Source organism: Erythrobacter colymbi, from assembly GCF_002155685.1.
Taxonomy (GTDB): domain Bacteria; phylum Pseudomonadota; class Alphaproteobacteria; order Sphingomonadales; family Sphingomonadaceae; genus Erythrobacter; species Erythrobacter colymbi.
The window spans coordinates 339415-356019 of record NZ_MUYK01000004.1; the positions used below are offsets into that span (position 1 = coordinate 339415).

16 protein-coding genes are annotated in these 16605 nt (G+C 69.0%); 4 read left to right on the plus strand and 12 right to left on the minus strand.

The features are described 5' to 3' along the window. Positions 1-9: 9 nt before the first annotated feature. From BZF57_RS11285 to rpe, 8 genes are all read right to left on the minus strand, one after another. On the minus strand, positions 10-573 hold the full coding sequence (locus BZF57_RS11285) for an STM3941 family protein (RefSeq protein WP_086737811.1): 564 nt from the start codon (positions 571-573) through the stop codon (positions 10-12). Then, positions 566-2494 (minus strand): 1-deoxy-D-xylulose-5-phosphate synthase, encoded by a 1929-nt coding sequence (gene dxs, locus BZF57_RS11290; protein ID WP_086737813.1) that lies wholly within the window; start codon positions 2492-2494, stop codon positions 566-568. Before dxs ends, BZF57_RS11285 begins: the two co-directional genes overlap by 8 nt. Before the next feature lie 74 nt (positions 2495-2568). Further along, positions 2569-3033, minus strand: a complete 465-nt coding sequence (locus tag BZF57_RS11295) for a Fur family transcriptional regulator (RefSeq protein WP_086737815.1) — start codon at positions 3031-3033, stop codon at positions 2569-2571. 172 nt (positions 3034-3205) lie between these two features. Next, positions 3206-3889, minus strand: a complete 684-nt coding sequence (gene msrA / locus BZF57_RS11300; RefSeq protein ID WP_086737817.1) for a peptide-methionine (S)-S-oxide reductase MsrA — start codon at positions 3887-3889, stop codon at positions 3206-3208. Between the two features lie 4 nt (positions 3890-3893). Then, a complete protein-coding gene (locus BZF57_RS11305) occupies positions 3894-4091 on the minus strand; it encodes a hypothetical protein (RefSeq protein WP_086737819.1) in 198 nt (65 codons plus the stop codon). Positions 4092-4471: 380 nt separating this feature from the next. After that, positions 4472-6073: a bifunctional phosphoribosylaminoimidazolecarboxamide formyltransferase/IMP cyclohydrolase gene (purH, locus tag BZF57_RS11310; RefSeq protein ID WP_086737821.1), complete on the minus strand. Its 1602-nt coding sequence runs from the start codon at positions 6071-6073 to the stop codon at positions 4472-4474. Between the two features lie 9 nt (positions 6074-6082). Further along, positions 6083-7951, minus strand: coding sequence for a heparinase II/III family protein (locus BZF57_RS11315; protein WP_086737824.1), 1869 nt, complete (start codon positions 7949-7951; stop codon positions 6083-6085). Then, positions 7951-8613, minus strand: a complete 663-nt coding sequence (gene rpe / locus BZF57_RS11320) for a ribulose-phosphate 3-epimerase (protein WP_086737827.1) — start codon at positions 8611-8613, stop codon at positions 7951-7953. The genes BZF57_RS11315 and rpe overlap by 1 nt, the downstream gene beginning before the upstream one ends. A 224-nt stretch (positions 8614-8837) precedes the next feature. On the opposite strand from rpe, the gene BZF57_RS11325 reads away from it, so the two are divergent. Continuing rightward, the gene (locus tag BZF57_RS11325) at positions 8838-9365 is read left to right on the plus strand and encodes a DUF2141 domain-containing protein (RefSeq protein ID WP_086737830.1); all 528 of its coding nucleotides are present in this window, start codon (positions 8838-8840) and stop codon (positions 9363-9365) included. 3 nt (positions 9366-9368) lie between these two features. Here BZF57_RS11325 and BZF57_RS11330 read toward each other — a convergent pair whose 3' ends face one another. The 3 genes from BZF57_RS11330 to BZF57_RS11340 all read right to left on the minus strand — a co-directional run bounded on the left by BZF57_RS11330 (position 9369) and on the right by BZF57_RS11340 (position 11930). Further along, positions 9369-10274 carry a hypothetical protein gene (locus tag BZF57_RS11330; RefSeq protein ID WP_086737831.1) on the minus strand — a complete coding sequence of 302 codons (906 nt, stop codon included), beginning with the start codon at positions 10272-10274 and terminating at the stop codon, positions 9369-9371. Then, on the minus strand, positions 10271-11305 hold the full coding sequence (locus tag BZF57_RS11335) for a diacylglycerol/lipid kinase family protein (protein WP_086737834.1): 1035 nt from the start codon (positions 11303-11305) through the stop codon (positions 10271-10273). Before BZF57_RS11335 ends, BZF57_RS11330 begins: the two co-directional genes overlap by 4 nt. A gap of 184 nt (positions 11306-11489) precedes the next feature. After that, a complete protein-coding gene (locus BZF57_RS11340; RefSeq protein ID WP_086737836.1) occupies positions 11490-11930 on the minus strand; it encodes an Lrp/AsnC family transcriptional regulator in 441 nt (146 codons plus the stop codon). Between the two features lie 137 nt (positions 11931-12067). Between BZF57_RS11340 and ald the strand changes: the two genes are divergently transcribed. From ald to BZF57_RS11355, 3 genes are all read left to right on the plus strand, one after another. Next, on the plus strand, positions 12068-13162 hold the full coding sequence (gene ald, locus BZF57_RS11345; RefSeq protein WP_086737838.1) for an alanine dehydrogenase: 1095 nt from the start codon (positions 12068-12070) through the stop codon (positions 13160-13162). A 96-nt stretch (positions 13163-13258) separates the two neighbouring features. Then, positions 13259-14161 (plus strand): helix-turn-helix domain-containing protein, encoded by a 903-nt coding sequence (locus BZF57_RS11350; protein ID WP_086737839.1) that lies wholly within the window; start codon positions 13259-13261, stop codon positions 14159-14161. Between the two features lie 97 nt (positions 14162-14258). Next, the gene (locus BZF57_RS11355) at positions 14259-16094 is read left to right on the plus strand and encodes a DUF885 domain-containing protein (RefSeq protein WP_086737841.1); all 1836 of its coding nucleotides are present in this window, start codon (positions 14259-14261) and stop codon (positions 16092-16094) included. A 47-nt stretch (positions 16095-16141) separates the two neighbouring features. Here BZF57_RS11355 and BZF57_RS11360 read toward each other — a convergent pair whose 3' ends face one another. Beyond that, positions 16142-16597 carry a DUF3592 domain-containing protein gene (locus BZF57_RS11360; protein ID WP_086737843.1) on the minus strand — a complete coding sequence of 152 codons (456 nt, stop codon included), beginning with the start codon at positions 16595-16597 and terminating at the stop codon, positions 16142-16144. Positions 16598-16605: the final 8 nt, after the last annotated feature.

The window sequence follows — 16605 nt, forward strand, 5'->3', positions numbered from 1 at the left end:
GGCCCTGGCCTAGCGGCTGGCGGCGATCCGTTCCTCGAGCTGCTTTTCGAACTCGGTCATGGGGCGATGTGCTGCCATTGCGCCTAGCAGCGCATCTTGCGAGCAATCGAGCACGCTGGTGCGGACCCACACGTCGCCGAAGAAGCCGCGCGCGGCGCTGCCGTTGATCCGATAGATGAAGCGGCGGTGGCGGGTCTCGATCGGGTACTTCGCGGGCTTGTGCAGCGTCATGCTGATCTGGCCGATGCTGTCCGAATGCACGCTCTTGATCGAGCGCAGCGGAATCCGCGTCTCCCCGTGCGAGCGCACATAGAGCCCCTGTCCGTCGATCACCATCTGCGGGCGGCGGTCGAACAGGCGCAGCGCGTGCATCGCCGCGATCCCGCCGAAGAACAGCACACCCAGCGCGCAGGCGGCGGCGACGACCAGGTTGCCGCCGCGCAGGGCCGGGGCCGCAAAGACCCAGCCGAGCAGCGCCATGCCGCCCGGGCCGATGATCCAGACCAGCAGCTTGGGAACGGAATAGCGCGCCACGAAAGGCTCGGGCGCGCTCTCCGCCGCGACCTCAGGCACGTGCCTCTTCGGCGGAAATCCCCGCGGAGTTGTGCTTCAATGCCTTCAGCACGGTGTCGACGATCTGCGGCGCGTTCAGCCCCGCCTCGTCATACTGCTTCATCGGATCGTCGTGATCGATGAAGATATCGGGCAGGCGCAGGGTGCGGACCTTGAGGCCATTGTCGGTGAGGCCAGAATCGCTCGCGAAGGTCAGCACATGCGCGCCGAGGCCGCCGATGGCGCCTTCCTCGACTGTCACGATCACCTCGTGGCTGCGCATCAGCTTGGCGATCAGCTCCTCGTCGAGCGGCTTTGCGAAGCGCAGGTCGGCGACCGTGGTGGAAAGCCCCTTGGCCTCCAGCGTATCGGCGGCTTTCAATGCCTCGGTCAGGCGCGCGCCTAGCGAGAGGATCGCGACCTTGCTGCCTTCGCGCACCAGGCGGCCCTTGCCGATCTCGAGCTTCACCGGAACCTCGGGCAGGGGAACGCCGGTGCCGTTGCCGCGCGGGTAGCGGAAGGCGATCGGGCCTTCATCATATTCGGCGGCGGTGTAGGTCATGTGGACCAGCTCCGCCTCGTCGGCGGCGGCCATGACGACCATGTTGGGCAGGGTGGCGAGATAGGTGATGTCGAAGGAGCCGGCGTGGGTGGCCCCGTCGGCGCCGACCAGCCCCGCGCGGTCAATGGCGAAGCGCACGGGCAGGTTCTGGATGCACACGTCGTGCACCACCTGGTCATAGGCGCGCTGGAGGAAGGTCGAATAGATCGCCGCGAAGGGCCGCATCCCCTCTGCCGCAAGCCCCGCGGCAAAGGTCACCGCGTGCTGTTCGGCAATGCCGACATCGAAGGTGCGGGTCGGGTGCGCTTTGGCGAACTTGTCGACGCCCGTGCCGCTCGGCATGGCGGCGGTGATCGCGCAGATGCGGTCATCGGTCTCGGCGAGCTTCGCCAGCGTCAGGCCAAACACGTCCTGATAGGCCGGGGCGGTCGGGTTGCTCTTGGCCTTCTCGCCGGTGACGACGTTGAACTTGGGCACCCCGTGATACTTGTCCGCTGAGTTTTCAGCCGGGGCATAGCCCTTGCCCTTCTCGGTCACGACATGGATCAGCACCGGGCCTTCGGAAGTGTCGCGCACGTTCTCCAGCACGGGGAGCAGGTGGTCCAGATTGTGCCCGTCGATCGGGCCGACGTAGTAGAAGCCCAGCTCCTCGAACAGCGTTCCCCCGGTCACCATGCCGCGGGTGAATTCCTCCGCCTTGCCGATGGTGTCGTGGAGGCGGCGGCTCATCTTCTTCACGGCGCGCGAAGCGAGGCTGCGGATGCCGAGGTATTCGCTCGAAGACACCATGCGCGCGAGGTAGGCCGACAGGCCCCCCACCGGCGGGGCGATCGACATGTCGTTGTCGTTGAGGATCACGATCAGGCGGTTGCCCGCCTGCGCGGCGTTGTTCATCGCCTCGTAGGCCATGCCGGCGCTCATCGAACCGTCACCGATGACGGCGATGCCGCGGCCGGGCAGCCCGCGCAGCTTGTTCGCCACGGCAAAGCCCAGCGCCGCCGAGATCGAGGTCGAGGAGTGCGCCGCGCCGAAGGGGTCGTATTCGCTCTCCGAGCGCTTGGTGAAGCCCGAAAGGCCCCCGCCCTGGCGCAGGGTGCGGATGCGGTCACGCCGGCCGGTGATGATCTTGTGCGGATAGCACTGGTGGCCCACGTCCCACACCAGCTTGTCGGTCGGCGTGTTGAACACATAGTGGATTGCGACCGTCAGCTCGACCACGCCCAGACCCGACCCGAGGTGCCCGCCGGAGACGCTCACGGCGTCGATCATCTCGGCCCGCAGTTCGTCGGCAAGCTGGCGGAGCTGTTCGGGCTTGAGGCGGCGCAGATCGTCGGGAGTGTCAACCTGATCGAGCAGAGGAGTGTAAGGCGGTTGTGTCATAACGTCCGGCCTTACACCCGGAATGCGGGTGTGTCGATGTAGGGTTGCGGTAGATCAAATCGGGGAGAGAGCCCTCAGGCGCAACCCTTGCACAGCCCGCGGATCTCCAGCACCGGGCGTTCGGCCTTGAACTGGCGGGTCGCGGCGATGGCGCGGACGGCGCGGCTCACCTCCTCGTCGTCGACATGGGCGGCCTCGCCGCATTCGTCGCACACGAGGAAGATACAGTCATGCGCGCACCCGGGGTGGGTGTTGGCGAGATAGGCATTGGCGCTCTCGACCCGCATGGCGAGGTTGTTCGCCACGAACACGTCGAGGATGCGGTAGACCGAGTTGGGCGCCACCCGCTTGCCGCGCGCGGCGGAAAGGTTGTCGGCGATGTCATAGGCCGAGACCGGGCGCTCGTGCTTCGCCAGCTCGGTGAACACCGCCTCGCGCATCGAGGTCCACTGCTCTCCGCTGGCCGTCAACGCCCGTGCGGCCTCGGCGACAAGGCTCTCGCCGGCAAGTTCTTGATGGCTGTGTGCGTGCTGTCCCATGCCTGCCGATATAATAAGATAAGCGGGCAAGCGCCAGTGGGGGTAGCCTATGGTGCCCTCCCATTGCCTGTCACCCCAGCGAAAGCCGGGGCCCAGAGCCGCACAGGACGGTGCTCGCCGCCCTGGGTCCCGGCTTTCGCCGGGATGACGTCAATGGAACAAGAGGTGCCCCTTACCCCGCGTCCTTGAGGAAGCTGGCGCGGTACATCGTCGGGAACATTTTCTTGAACGCCGCCACCTTGGGCGCGTCCCAGCGGACGATGTAGCCGTGCTTCGGGTTGTTGAGCATGAAGTCCTGATGGTAGCTCTCGGCCGCGTAGAAGGCCTTGTAGGGCTCGATCTTCGTCGCGATCGGCTTCGACCACAGACCCGATTTGCCGAGCTGGGCGAGATAGGCCTTGGCGACCGCGGTCTGCTCGGCGTTCACCGGCACCAGCGCGCTGCGGTACTGGGTGCCGACGTCGGGGCCCTGGCGGTTCTTGAGCGTCGGGTCGGCGACCACCGAGAAGAAGATCCGCAGCAGCTGGTCATAGCGCACCACCGACGGGTCGTAGGTGACCTTCACCGCCTCGGCATGATCGGTCGCGCCGCTCGAGACCACGTCATAGCTGGCGCTCGCCTTGGTGCCGCCATGGTAGCCCGAGACGACGCCGGTGACGCCCTTGACGTGGCTGAACACGCCTTCGACCCCCCAGAAACACCCGCCTGCGAAGACGGCGGTCTTGAGGCCCTTCTCCTCCTTGGCGACGCGGGTGGCGGCCGGAGCATTCACCGCTTCCTCGGCGGCGATGGCGGGGCCTGCGCAAGCGCTCAGCCCCAGCGAGGCGGCGGCAAGCAGGACAGCGATTTTGTGCATGGGATCAGCCTTTGGAAGGCGCGATCACGAACTCGTCCGTATGGGCCGGGGCGGTGTTTGCGGGGGAGCGCAGCTCGGCGGCCTGTGCGGGCGAGGCCACCGCGCCGTTCCAGTCTTCCGCGTTCGCGCCGACGATCAGGATCGCCCCGAGGACGAAACCGATGCCGAAATTGCGGAACAGGTCGGGAGAGAAGAGACGCATCGGGGACTCGTGAATCGCGTTGGTTTCCGCCGGTCCTTTGCCCGCTGCCGGATTGCGGCGGGATGAACTGGCGACAGGCCGTATTAGGGTCGCGGCCCTAAACTGGTTACGGAACGGCTGAAAAATAGTTGCGCTTAAGGGTGATGCAGGCCGAGCCGTGCGCGGGGTGCGACGAATGCGGGGGAATGCTTAGGTTGGCCTCCGGAGCACCGTCGCGTGCCCCTCCACCACCTTCGGTGCCCCCCTCCCCTGAAGGGGAGGATTGCTCCACCCTCGGGCCGCAGGCCCGCGAGCGCACGCGCGCGAGCCGCAGCTGCTCGATCCCGCAGGAATCGAAACGCAGCGAGGACGAAGGGGCGGAGGCCCCTTCGCAAAACAAATCAGTGCCTGAAATGCCGCATCCCGGTGAAGACCATCGCCAGCCCTGCTGCGTCGGCGGCGGCGATGACCTCGTCGTCGCGGATCGAGCCGCCCGGCTGGATCACCGCGGTCGCGCCCGCCTCGGCGGCAGAGATCAGCCCGTCGGCAAAGGGGAAGAAGGCGTCCGAGGCGACCGCGCTGCCCACGGTGCGCGGGGCGTCCCAGCCATAGGTCTCGGCGGCTTCCTTCGCCTTGATCGCGGCGATGCGCGCCGAATCGCGGCGGTTCATCTGGCCTGCGCCGATGCCCGCGGTCGCGCCGTCCTTGGCGTAGACGATGGCGTTGGACTTGACGTGCCGCGCCACGGTCCAGGCGAAGAGGCAGTCCTTAAGTTCTTGCTCCGTGGGCGCGCGCTTGGTGACGACCTTGAGATCGTCGGCGGTAATCGCCCCGTTGTCGCGCGACTGGATCAGCACGCCCCCGGCGATGGTCTTGAGCGCAAGGCCGCCCCGGCGCGGATTGGGAAGAGCGCCGCATTCGAGCAGGCGCAGGTTCTTCTTCTTCGCGAAGATCGCCTTGGCCTCTTCCGAGACCGAGGGTGCGATCACCACTTCGGTGAAGATCGCCGAGATGGCTTCGGCCGTCGCCGCGTCGAGTTCGGTGTTCACCGCGACGATCCCACCGAAGGCCGAGACGCTATCGCAAGCCAGCGCCGCTTCCCATGCCGCGAGCAGCGAGCCGCCCTGCGCCACGCCGCAGGGGTTGGCGTGCTTGACGATGACGACCGCAGGCTCCTGCCCGGCGAATTCCGCCGCCAGCTCAAGCGCGGCATCGGCGTCGTTGAGGTTGTTGTAGCTCAGCTCCTTGCCCTGAAGCTGGCGCGCCTGCGGGACGCCCGCCGTGCCGGCCACCTGCGGGACGTAGATCGCCGCCGACTGGTGCGGGTTTTCGCCATAGCGCAGCGTGTCGGCGCGCTTCAGCGCCATCGGGAGCGTCTCGGGGAACAGCGTCGGCTCGTCCGAGGCGGCGGGGGAGAAGGCGAACCAGCTCGCAATCGCGCTGTCATAGGCCGCGGTGCGCGCATAGGCCTTGCCCGCCATCCGCGTGCGGAAGGCCTGCGTGGTCGCGCCGCCGTTGGCGTCCATTTCCGCGACCAGCGTCGCGTAATCGGCAGGGTCGGTGAGGATGGTGACAAAGCCGTGGTTCTTCGCCGCCGAGCGCACCATCGAAGGCCCGCCGATGTCGATGTTCTCGATCACTTCGGCGCGGTCCGCACCCTTGGCCACGGTCGCCTCGAAGGGGTAGAGGTTGACCACCACCAGATCGATCGCGCCGATCCCGTGGGCCTCCATCGCGGCGACATGCTCGGGGTTGTCGCGCAGGGCGAGCAGCCCGCCGTGGACCGTGGGGTGCAAGGTCTTCACCCGCCCGTCCATCATCTCGGGAAAGCCGGTGAGGTCCGAGACGTCCTTCACCGTCAGGCCCGCATCGCGCAGGGCCTTGGCGGTGCCGCCGGTGCTGACCAGCTCGACGCCCCGCTCGGCCAGCGCGCGGCCGAGGTCGGCCAAACCGCTCTTGTCGGACACTGAGAGCAGTGCCCGCTTGATCACACCATCAGCCATGCCGGAAACCTATCCTGTCTTCCTGAGGCGCCAGGAGAATTGCCCCCCGCTGCGCAATGCCAGTCCCTCGATCACCAGCTGCTCGGTGGCATGGGGCCGGCCGTCGCCGTCGACCCACAGGCTGTCCTCGGCAGTGAGGGTGATCTCGCCGGCGCCCGCCCTATCGCCGCCGAGGCGGAATTGCCAGAGCCGACCGTCGGGGAGCAGCAGGCTCGCGCCGCGCTTGTCCCCGGAGAGCTGCACCTCGACCCCGCGCCCGAGGTGGAAGCGGATCGCAAAGGCGATCTTGCCGCGCTTGCCGTTCTTGGCGGTGGGGATGAGGATGTCCTCGCCCGCAAGCTCGGTGCCGTCGCCCGAGAGGGTGAGGATGCGCTGGTGGGAGAGGCCGAAGCGACCGGCATAGCCGTCATGCGCGGCCTCGATCCGGGTCGCCTCGCGCGCGCGGCCGGGGATCATGCGGCGGTCGAGCTCCACGGTCTCCACGCCCTTGCCGAGCTTGCCGTGGAGCAGCACGGCGGTGGAATTGGCGTTGTCGAGCACCATCGTCGAGAAGGCGGCCGTGGCGCGCAGGCCCTGCCCGATGCGCGCGGGCACCTGACCACCCGCGAGTGCCGCGCCGCCGCAATTGACGATGATCCGCTGCGGGCCGTCGGAAAGCTCGAAGGCGAGCGTGGAGGCGCAACCGGTGCGCGCGTGCTTGCTGCGCGGGGGCGGGGCGGTGTCGAACTGGAGCAGCGTCTCGCCCGCCTTGATGCGCTGGTAGCCCCAGCCCCCCGCCTGCACGAGCGGACGGGTGCGCACGCCCGAGGCCTCGATCACGGCGTTGACGCGGTCGGCGCTGATCGCGCCCTGCCCCTGCCAGCTGCCGAGCGACCCGTCGCCGTGGCGCAGCGCCAGCAGCGGCGGCACCAGCAGCTCGCGCATGACGCCAAGCGCGGGGGGCGGAGCAATCTCAGCCGCCTCGTAGCAGGCGAGAATGTCGGTCAGCAGGCGGATCGCGTCGAGCTGCGCGGCGGGGCAGCGCGACAGCACGCCGCCATCCTCGCCCACCATGTCGCCGAGCGCCTTGACGAGGCCCGCCTCGCCGAACAGCCGCCGGGGCTTGCCGTGGGGGAGCAGCAGGCCCGCCGCGACGACCCCCGCCCATGCGGCGACCTGCCCGAAGCCCGCAGGCTCCTTTGGCGCGTGCTTGTCGAGCCAGCCGGCGGTCTCGGTGATGGCGGCGAGCAGGCGCGACTTCAGCGCCTTGTCGGTGCCGCCGAGGATCAGCGGGGCGCGAACCAGCCATGCGACCAGACGCAGCCCCGCCAGTTCCGGCTCCCACGCGGGGCCCTTGCCCGCGACCGCGTGGGCGTGGAGCCACTGGGCGGCGATCCGCTCGGCCACGGCAGCCCCGTCGGCGCGCGCGGCGCTCGCGGCGAGATCGGCAAGCCAGCCGAAGGAATGGACGACCCGCTCGACGCCAGGCGCATGGTGGGCCGAGGGCGAGAAGTCGAAGCTCGCGATCGGCAGGCGCACGCCGTGGATCAGGAAATGCCCGGCGCGCAGGGCCGTGCCTGCCGCGCGGTCGCCGCGGTTGGGGCTCTCGACCGTCGCGGTGACGCGGGTCGGCTGCGGGCGGCGGAAGGGCGCGGCGATGGCGTGGCCGGGAATGCCCATGCGATAGGCGAGCCGGATCAGCGCTTCGCCCGGGCCGGACTTGACGGTGATGACGTCACTCAGCGCCAGCGCGCGCGAGGGCTCCTCGGGCGGCGGCGGGGCGGCGGGTTCGACCCCCGGTTCGGGCGCGAGCGCGAGAGGGAGCACCGGTGCCTCCGCCACCCGCTCGACCAGCGCATCGGCGCGGGAGGCAGCCGGGGTGCGCAGCAGCGTCGCCATCACCTGCCGCCCTTGAGCGTGGCGATATTGGCGGCATAGGCGTCAGGCCCGCCCTTGAAAGTGGCCGAGCCGGCGACCAGCACATCGGCTCCCGCCTCGACACACATCCGCGCGGTCTCGGCATTCACGCCGCCATCGACCTCGAGATGGATATGGCGGCCCGAGCGGGTGATCATCGAGCGGATACGCGCGACCTTGTCGAGCTGGGAAGGAATGAAGCTCTGCCCGCCGAAGCCGGGATTGACGCTCATCACGAGGATGAGGTCGGCCATGTCCATCAGGTTGTCGAGCACCTCGACCGGCGTGCCCGGGTTGATCACCACGCCCGCCTTCTTGCCCAGCGCCTTGATCGCCTGGAGCGTGCGGTGGATGTGCGGCCCCGCCTCGGGGTGGACGGTGATGATGTCCGCCCCCGCATCGGCGAAGGCCTGAAGGTAGGGATCGACCGGCGCGATCATCAGGTGGACGTCGAAGGGCTTGGTGGTGTGCGGGCGCAGCGCCTTCACCACGTCGGGCCCGATGGTGATGTTCGGCACGAAATGCCCGTCCATCACGTCGATATGGATCCAGTCGGCCCCGGCGGCGTCGACAGCGCGCACTTCCTCGCCCAGCCGGGCAAAGTCGGCGGACAGGATCGAGGGCGAGATCAGGGGCGTGGGCATGGCGCGGGCGGAAAGCCTTTCTTGGACGCTTTACCGGACATAGGGGCGCGGCGATTCGCGCGACAAGGCGCGGGGCGGCGCTTTTCCACCGTGAACGGCGGTTGCTGTAGCAATTAAGCCGCAATTCAGCCGCATGGCGCCATTGGGGGCATCGACCGAGAACCCTCCCGACCTGTCGGCGCGGCTTGCGCGCCTCACCCTCTCTCCTTACCTCTGGAACCGAAATGACTGTCTTGCTGCCTTCTTCCCGTCTTGCACACCGCTCCGCCGTGGCGGCGCTGGCGCTCGCCGGTGCGGTGGCCATGCCGGCTGCCGCGCAGGGCTATGTCTACGGGCGCAGCATGAACAACGACCTCGCGCAGTGCGCCGCTGACAAGGGCCCGGCGGTGCGGATCACCGTGACGGGGCTCAAGTCCTCCGCGGGCAATCTCTTCGTGCGCGCCTATCCCGCCAACAGCCGCGACTGGCTGGTGAGCAAGCGCTACGTGATGCGCGTCGACGCCAAGCCGCAGACGGGGAGCATGACGGTGTGCGTGCCGCTGCCCGCCGCGGGCGACTTCGCCATCGCCGTGCAGCATGACGCCAACGGCAACCGCCAGACCGACATCTCGACCGATGGTGCGGGGATGTCGAACAATCCCGGGATCAAGAAGATCCTCGGCCTCGTCCCGCGTCCGCCTTCGGTCGACAAGACGCGCTTCCATGCGGGCGAGGGCATCACCCGCATGACGATATCGATGCAGTATCTCTGAGGCTCAGCGCCGCTGGCGGCGGTGCTGGCTGAGGTCCCACAACACCTGCGGTGCGGCCAGTAGTGGATAGCGCTCGCGGAACGGGGTCAGCTTGACCGGCATCCCGGTGTGCCGCTCGATCTTCCACGCGGCATAGCGCGCGGCGCCCTCGAAGGTGGTGCTCGCTTTCACCAGCCGGAGCAGGTTGAGCGGCTTGCCGAGGCGGCGGCGGCGCTTCCACCATGCGAGGATTTTCGTGCGTTCGGCTGGGGACAAGCGCGGGGTGAGGGTCGTGCCTTCGAGGCCCGGATCGATCCCCGCCGCTTCCAGCGCCAAGGGCAGCAGCCCCGCGAAGTGATCGGCGTTGACGCTGAGAATATCGTTCTCGCGCCCCTGCTTCTCGACCCGGAATTCGGCCTGGTAGGTCGCGCGAAACAGCGCGCGCCAATAGTCTTCCGCGCTCCCGCTCGCCGGGCCGAGCGCGGCGGCGAGCCTTGCTGCGGTGGTGGCGGCAGAGGCGATGGCGGCGATGACGTCGGCGCGCGCGGCGTCATCCTCGGCCCAGATCAGCGCCGAGGGCTGGACGAAACGCGCCCAGATCGTGGTGTCGGTGAGCTCGCCCCCCGCTGCCTTGGCGAAGGTCGCAAGACGCATGGTCGCGACCTTGGCGCGCAGGGTTTCGCCCTCATGCACGCGCTCGTGATAGGAGACCGTCGGCCAGATCGCGCTTTCGCGGTCACCGGGCAGCAGGATGTAGAAATCGAGCACGCCCTCGAGCGAGCCTGTCCGCAGGTTCGAACCGTAGAACAGCACCGCCCGCGCCCCTGCGGCATCGCCGAGCGCGCGGGCGAAGCTGGCGACGGCGGGATCGACCGGAACGGCGAGACGCGCGGCAATCCGTTCGGCCAGCGCCGCAGCGCCGCCGATCATGGCGCGACGAAGGCGAGCTCCGGTCCCTGCTCGATGCGGTAATCGCCCGCCGGGAACGCCTCGCCATCGAGGATGAACTGGTCGTCGATCGACAGGCTGAACTGGGTCGCGGCGAGCTGGTGGATGCCGCGCTGGCGCAGGCCATTGCGGAGCTTGCCGGTCAGCACCAGCGGCACGAGCGCGGTGGTGCGGCGCGAAATCTGGTCGACCGCGACGAGCTTAAGCCCGCTGCGCAGCGCGCCGAAGGGCTTGATGCCGGCAGGCAGCTTCTCGAGCGTCGAGGCGAACAGCAGCTGGCGCATTTCCGGATCGCCATTGCCGCTGTGGGCCATCGGCGCGTCCGAGGTGCCCAGCCCGATCCGCATCCGCGCGCCCTTGCGCCACGGGTTGTTGCGAGTGGCGAACAGCGATTGCAGCAGCGCCCACATGCCGGTGACGGCGACGACCATGCTATCGAAGGCGCCCAGCTTGTGCGCGCTCTGCCCGGCCTGCGTCGCCTTGGTGAAGGCGCCCGCGCCGAGGATGAAGCCGGCGACGCGCTTGCCCGGTTCGTCCACCGCCGAGACCGCCATCGGGCGGCGGTAGACGCGGCTGCCGTGATCCAGCGCGTCGATCGCGTCCTGGAGACCCCAGTCCTCGGGCACGCCGAGATCGACGGTGAGCGCGTTGGTCTTGCCCTTGGGGAGCACCGCGACCGCGGGCCAATCGTCGCCGAAGATCGCCTGTCCGCAGGTCAGCACGTCGCGCACCGTGCCGTCCCCGCCGTTGATGACGAGCAGGTCAATGCCCTTCGCAGCGAATTCCGCCAGCGCTTCGGGCAGCTGCGCGCGGGCGCGCGGCTGGGCGATGTGGACATGGGGGCACAGCCCGCAGTCGAAGTCCGCGCCGAGGTTGCGGTGGCTGCGCGGATTGTAGATCACGCCGACCGTCGGCGCCTGTCCGGCATCGCGCACACGCCGGGCGCGACCGCGGGGCTTCACGCCCGGATCGACCCGCGGGATCTGGCCAAATTCGTAGATCGGCGTTGCCATAAACGTCCTATACGTGTCGGAAACCTAACTTTCCACTGCAATCAAGTCCCGGACCTGTAACAGACCGGCAGCCGCAAATCGGCAATCGCGCGCGGAAAACAAGGGGTCTGCGCCCAAACCTAGTAATGCTGCGACGAGAGTCTTGCGGAAGATTGCGGCTTCCGCCCGGCCCGTCTCGCGCGGACTACTCGCCGCCTTCCAGTGTACGGATCGTGAACTGGCTCACCAGCCGTTGCACCCCGGGCAGGGCCGAGAGGATCTCGCGGTGGATGCGTTCGTAGCTGTCGTCGTCGCGCACCAGCACCTTGACGAGATAGTCCGACTGGCCGCTCATCAGATAGGCCTCCACCGCCTGCGGGGTAAGCGCGAGGGCTTCCTCGAAGGCGAGCATGGTCGCCTGCCGCTGGTCGGTGAGGGTGACCTGCACGAAGACGGTCGAGGGGTTGCCCCGCGCCGCCTTGGACAGCCGCGCGCGGTAGCCGAGGATCGCGCCGCTCTCTTCCAGCGCTTTGACCCGCCGGTGCGCCGCCGAGGGCGAGAGGCCCACGCGCTCGCCCAGCTGCTCTCCGGTGAGGCGCGAGTCCGCGGCTAGAAGATCAAGAATTTTCCGGTCGATGCGGTCCATGCGCAAAGCCTGTGCGCGTATGAGGCTCCCGGCGCAAGAATTTCCTGCTCTGCCTGCGTGCCATGCCGATCATTGCGAAGAACGCGCGCGGGGATGCTGCTAAATCGCGCGGCAGAGAGATTTGAGGAGAGTTCCCCATGCGCGTCGGCGTCCCTACCGAGATCAAGAACAACGAATACCGCGTCGGCCTGACCCCGGCCGCGGTTGCCGAGCTGACCCGCGCGGGCCACGATGTGGTGGTGCAGGCGGGCGCGGGCCTCGGCGTCGACTTCGCCGATGCGGCCTATGAGGTGGCGGGCGCGACGATCCTCCCCGATGCGGCTGCCGTGTTCGAAGCGGCGGAGATGATCGTGAAGGTCAAGGAGCCGCAGGCTTCCGAGATTGCGCTGCTGCGCCCGCACCATCTGCTCTTCACCTACCTCCACCTCGCCGCCGACAAGCCGCAGGCCGAAGGGCTGATGGCGTCAGGTGCGACCTGCATCGCCTACGAGACCGTGACCGCCCCCGATGGCTCGCTCCCGCTGCTCAAGCCCATGTCCGAAGTCGCCGGGCGCATGAGCGTCCAGTGCGGCGCACATTACCTCGAGAAGCACCAGGGCGGGCGCGGGGTGCTGCTGGGCGGCGTGCCGGGCGTGGAGCCAGGCAAGGTCGTGATCCTCGGCGGCGGGGTCGCGGGGGTGAACGCGGCGCAGATGGCCGTGGGCCTGCGCGCCGACGTGACGATCTTCGATATCTCCAACCGCCGCCTTGCCGAACTCGACGCGCAGTTCGGCAACCAGATTCGCACCGCCTTCTCCTCGTCCTCCGCGATTGCCGAGGCGGTGGCGGGCGCAGACCTCGTGATCGGCGCGGTGCTGGTGCCGGGCGCGGCGGCGCCCAAGCTGGTGACACGCGCGATGATCGCATCGATGCGCCCCGGCGCGGTGGTGGTCGATATCGCGATCGACCAGGGCGGCTGCTTCGAGACCTCGCACCCGACCACCCATGAAGACCCCGTGTTCGAGGTCGACGGCGTGATCCACTACTGCGTCGCCAACATGCCCGGCGCAGTGGCGCGCACTTCGACCATGGCGCTCGGCAATGCGACGCTGCCCTTCGTGCTGAAGCTCGCCAACATGGGGGCCGAGGCAGCGATGGCGGCCGACCCGCATCTCGCCGCAGGCCTCAACGTCGCGGGCGGCAGGATCACCCACGCCGCCGTGGCCGAAGCGCTCGATCTGCCCCTAGCCTAGGTTAGGGCCTCTGCGCTTCGGGCCATGGATGGGTTGTGATAAGCAACTCGCCATGCGGGGCGCAGAAACACAGAAACACCGGAGGCGCACTCTTTTATGAGAGCGCCCAGCCAGGACTATGAGAGCTTCGATGCTTTCGTGGCCCGTGGCCTCGACCCTTCCGTATCCGCTGAAGCCCGTGCGCTGCCCTCGCGGCAGGGCGCGCGGATGTTCCGCTTCCGCTCGGACGCGCCGATCCCCGATCCCGCCGTGCCCGAGCTGGTGCTCCACAAGCTGGTCGCGGGCGAGGTGCGCTACAGCGCCGACTTCGGCTTCGGCCGGTTCGAAGGCACCAAGCGCCCGGGCGAGTTCGATGTGGCCCCGCCGGGCATGCAGGGTCATTTCGAGGGCGAGGGCGCGTTCGAGATGCTCTCGCTCAGCGTACCGTGGGAGGCGGTCCGGCAGATCGCCGAGCGCGCCGGGTGCGCGCCGGGCGCCGATCTCGGCGCGCTTCATGCGCGGATGAGCGCCTGCGCTTCGGTCGCGCATCTGCTCGGCGAGCTGTGGGGCGAGGGTGCGGCCGGTGACGGGGTCGCCGCCGAGTTCGCCGAAGCTGCCCTCTCGGCGGTGGTGCTGCGGCTGCTGCGCCTTTCGGGCGCACCCTTCGCCGAGCCGCCGCGCGCGCTCGCCAAGGGCGGGCTGGCGCCGTGGCAGGTGCGGCGGGTCAAGGAATGGATCGAGGCCGATCTGGCCGCAGACCATCCGGTCGAGGGACTCGCGCGGCTGGTGGGCCTGTCGCCCTTCCACTTCGTGCGCGCCTTTGCGGCCAGCGTCGGCAAGCCGCCCCACGCCTATCTGATCGAGCGCCGCATGGCCGAGGCGCGGCGGCTGCTGCACGAGACCGGGACCGACATGACCGAGATCGGCCTGTCGGTCGGCTATTCGGGCGGCGGGGCCTTCGCCCGCGCCTTCCGCCAGCACACCGGCATCAGCCCGAGCGCCTTCCGCCGTCTGCGCTGAAGCGCCGATACGGCTCGACGAAAGGGGGTTCATCGCCTGTCCCTTGGCCGCTAACCCTGCGGGCACACGCGCGACCCTGCGCGCTAAGGGACCATCGATGACCAACAAGCTCGCTTTCAGCCTGGCGATGGCGCTTGCCGCTGCCGCCGCTCTGCCCGCCACCGCCGCAGAGGCCCAGACGCCCCCCGCCGCCACCGCGCAGAGCGAGGATCTGCGCCTCACCGCCTTCCTCGATGCGGAGTTCGCGGCCTATGTGAAGACCCAGCCCCAGCTCGCCACCCGCCTCGGCATCAAGGAGGGCGGCGACAAGTGGAACGACAATTCGGACGAGGCCGCCCGCGCCGAGCTCGCATGGCGCAAGGCCAGCGTCGCGCGGATGAAGGCGCAGTTCGACCGCGCGAAGCTCTCGCCCGAGGGCCAGGTCAATTACGACATCTGGGCGCTCGAGGCGGATCGTGCGGAGATGTCTTTCGCCAACCGCATCTACCGCCCGCCGTTCTATTCGCGGCTCTATTCGGCGCACAGCCAGCTGCCCGATTTCCTGATCAACACCCACACGGTCGCCGATGTGACCGATCTGAAGAACTACATCGGACGCCTCAAGGGCCTGCCCGCCGTGCTCGACCGCGCGCTGGAGCGGACGCAGGCGAGCCAGAAGGCCGGGATCAACCCGCCGCGCTTCCAGATCGAGACGATCATCGCGGGCAGCAAGCAGCTGACCTCGGGCGCGCCTTTCGGCGAGGGGCCTGACGCCGCGTTGTGGGCCGACGTAAAGGCCAAGACCGCCGGGCTCGTCACCGCCGGCAAGCTGACGCAGGCCGAGGCCGACACGCTGCTCGAAGAGGCGCGGCAGGCGGTGCTCGGCATCCAGCCCGCCTATGCCCGCGTGATCGCCTGGGCCGAGGCGAGCCTGCCCACCGCCCCCAGCGGCAAGGTCGGCGCGCTGACCCTGCCCGATGGCCTTGCCTATTACGAGAACGAGCTGAAGCTCGTCACCACCACCGATTACACCGCCGCCCAGATCCACGAGATCGGCCGCAAGGAAGTCGCGCGGATCGAGGCCGAGCAGGATGCCCTCGCGCGGCAGGCAGGCCTTGCCGATCGCCACGCCTTCTATGCCGAGCGCGCGCGGCTCAACCCGCCGCGCCAGTATGACGATGCGGCGCGCAAGGAGTACCTCGACACCGCCAACGCCTTCGTCGCGCATACGCGTTCGCTGCTGGCGCCCTATTTCGGCACCCTGCCCGCCTACGGCATCGAAGTGGTGCGCGAGCCGGCCTTCTCCGAAGTCGCGGGCGGCGCGGCCCATGCCTCGGCGCCGAGCCCCGACGGCAAGCGCCCGGCGCGCACTTATGTGCACCTCGTCGGCACCGTCCCCGATCCGGCGGCGATGTACACGCTGATGTGCCACGAGGCGGTGCCCGGGCATAACATGCAGGGCGATATCCAGGTGCGCCAGCAGGGCGGGCCCAAGTTCCGCTCGGTCACCGGCTATGTCGCTTTCGGCGAGGGCTGGGCGCTCTATGCCGAGAACCTGTGCAAGGAAATGAACGCCTTCCCCGACGTGGCAGCGGACTTCATGCGCCTCGATGCCGAGCTGTTCCGCGCGGCGCGGCTGGTGGTCGACACCGGCATCCACGCGATGGGCTGGACCGAGGACGAGGCGGTCACCTACATGAACACCACCGGCCGCCAGCCGATCGAGCGCTCGCGCTCGGAAGTGCGGCGCTACATCACGCTCCCTGGGCAGGCGACCGGCTACAAGATCGGGATGCTCAAGATCATGGAGCTGCGCCAGCGGGCGGAGAGCAAGCTGGGGCCGAAGTTCGACATCAAGGGCTTCCACGACCTCCTGATCGCCAGCGGATCGCAGCCGCTTTCGATCCTCGAGCGCCGGGTGGACGAATGGATCGCCGCGCGCGCTGCGGCGTGATGTGAGGGCGGCGGGAGCGGCAAACGCTCCCGCCGCACCTCTCAGGATCATCCGGAGGCCCTCGCACGGCGGCGGTTTGCGAGGGCGGAGAACATCGCCTTCGCCTGTAGCCACAGGATCAGCAGCCCCATGCCGGCGGTGAGGGCGGGGGGCAGCAGGCGCGCGGCCCAGCTGTCGATCACCGCCCCCTCGGGCGCGGCCGGATCGTAGCGCACCGCGACCTCATCGCCCTCGGCATAGTCGGGCGGATTGCTGCCGATGGTGCTCACGAACCGCCGCACGGTGCCGCCCGCGTCGCGGAACACCACCACCGGGCGGTAGGTGGCCGAGCGGTTGGCCGAGCTCGACCGCTCGAGCGCGACCACCGTCCCTGTCGCCTCCACCGAGGGCCCCGAGAAGCCGGGGTCGCGGCTGACCATCCACCCGGCAATCGCCAGCAGGGCAATCGCGGCCGCGAAGAACGCCGCCGAGACGCAGCCGACCGCGGCGCGTGCCACCGCCATCCGCCCGG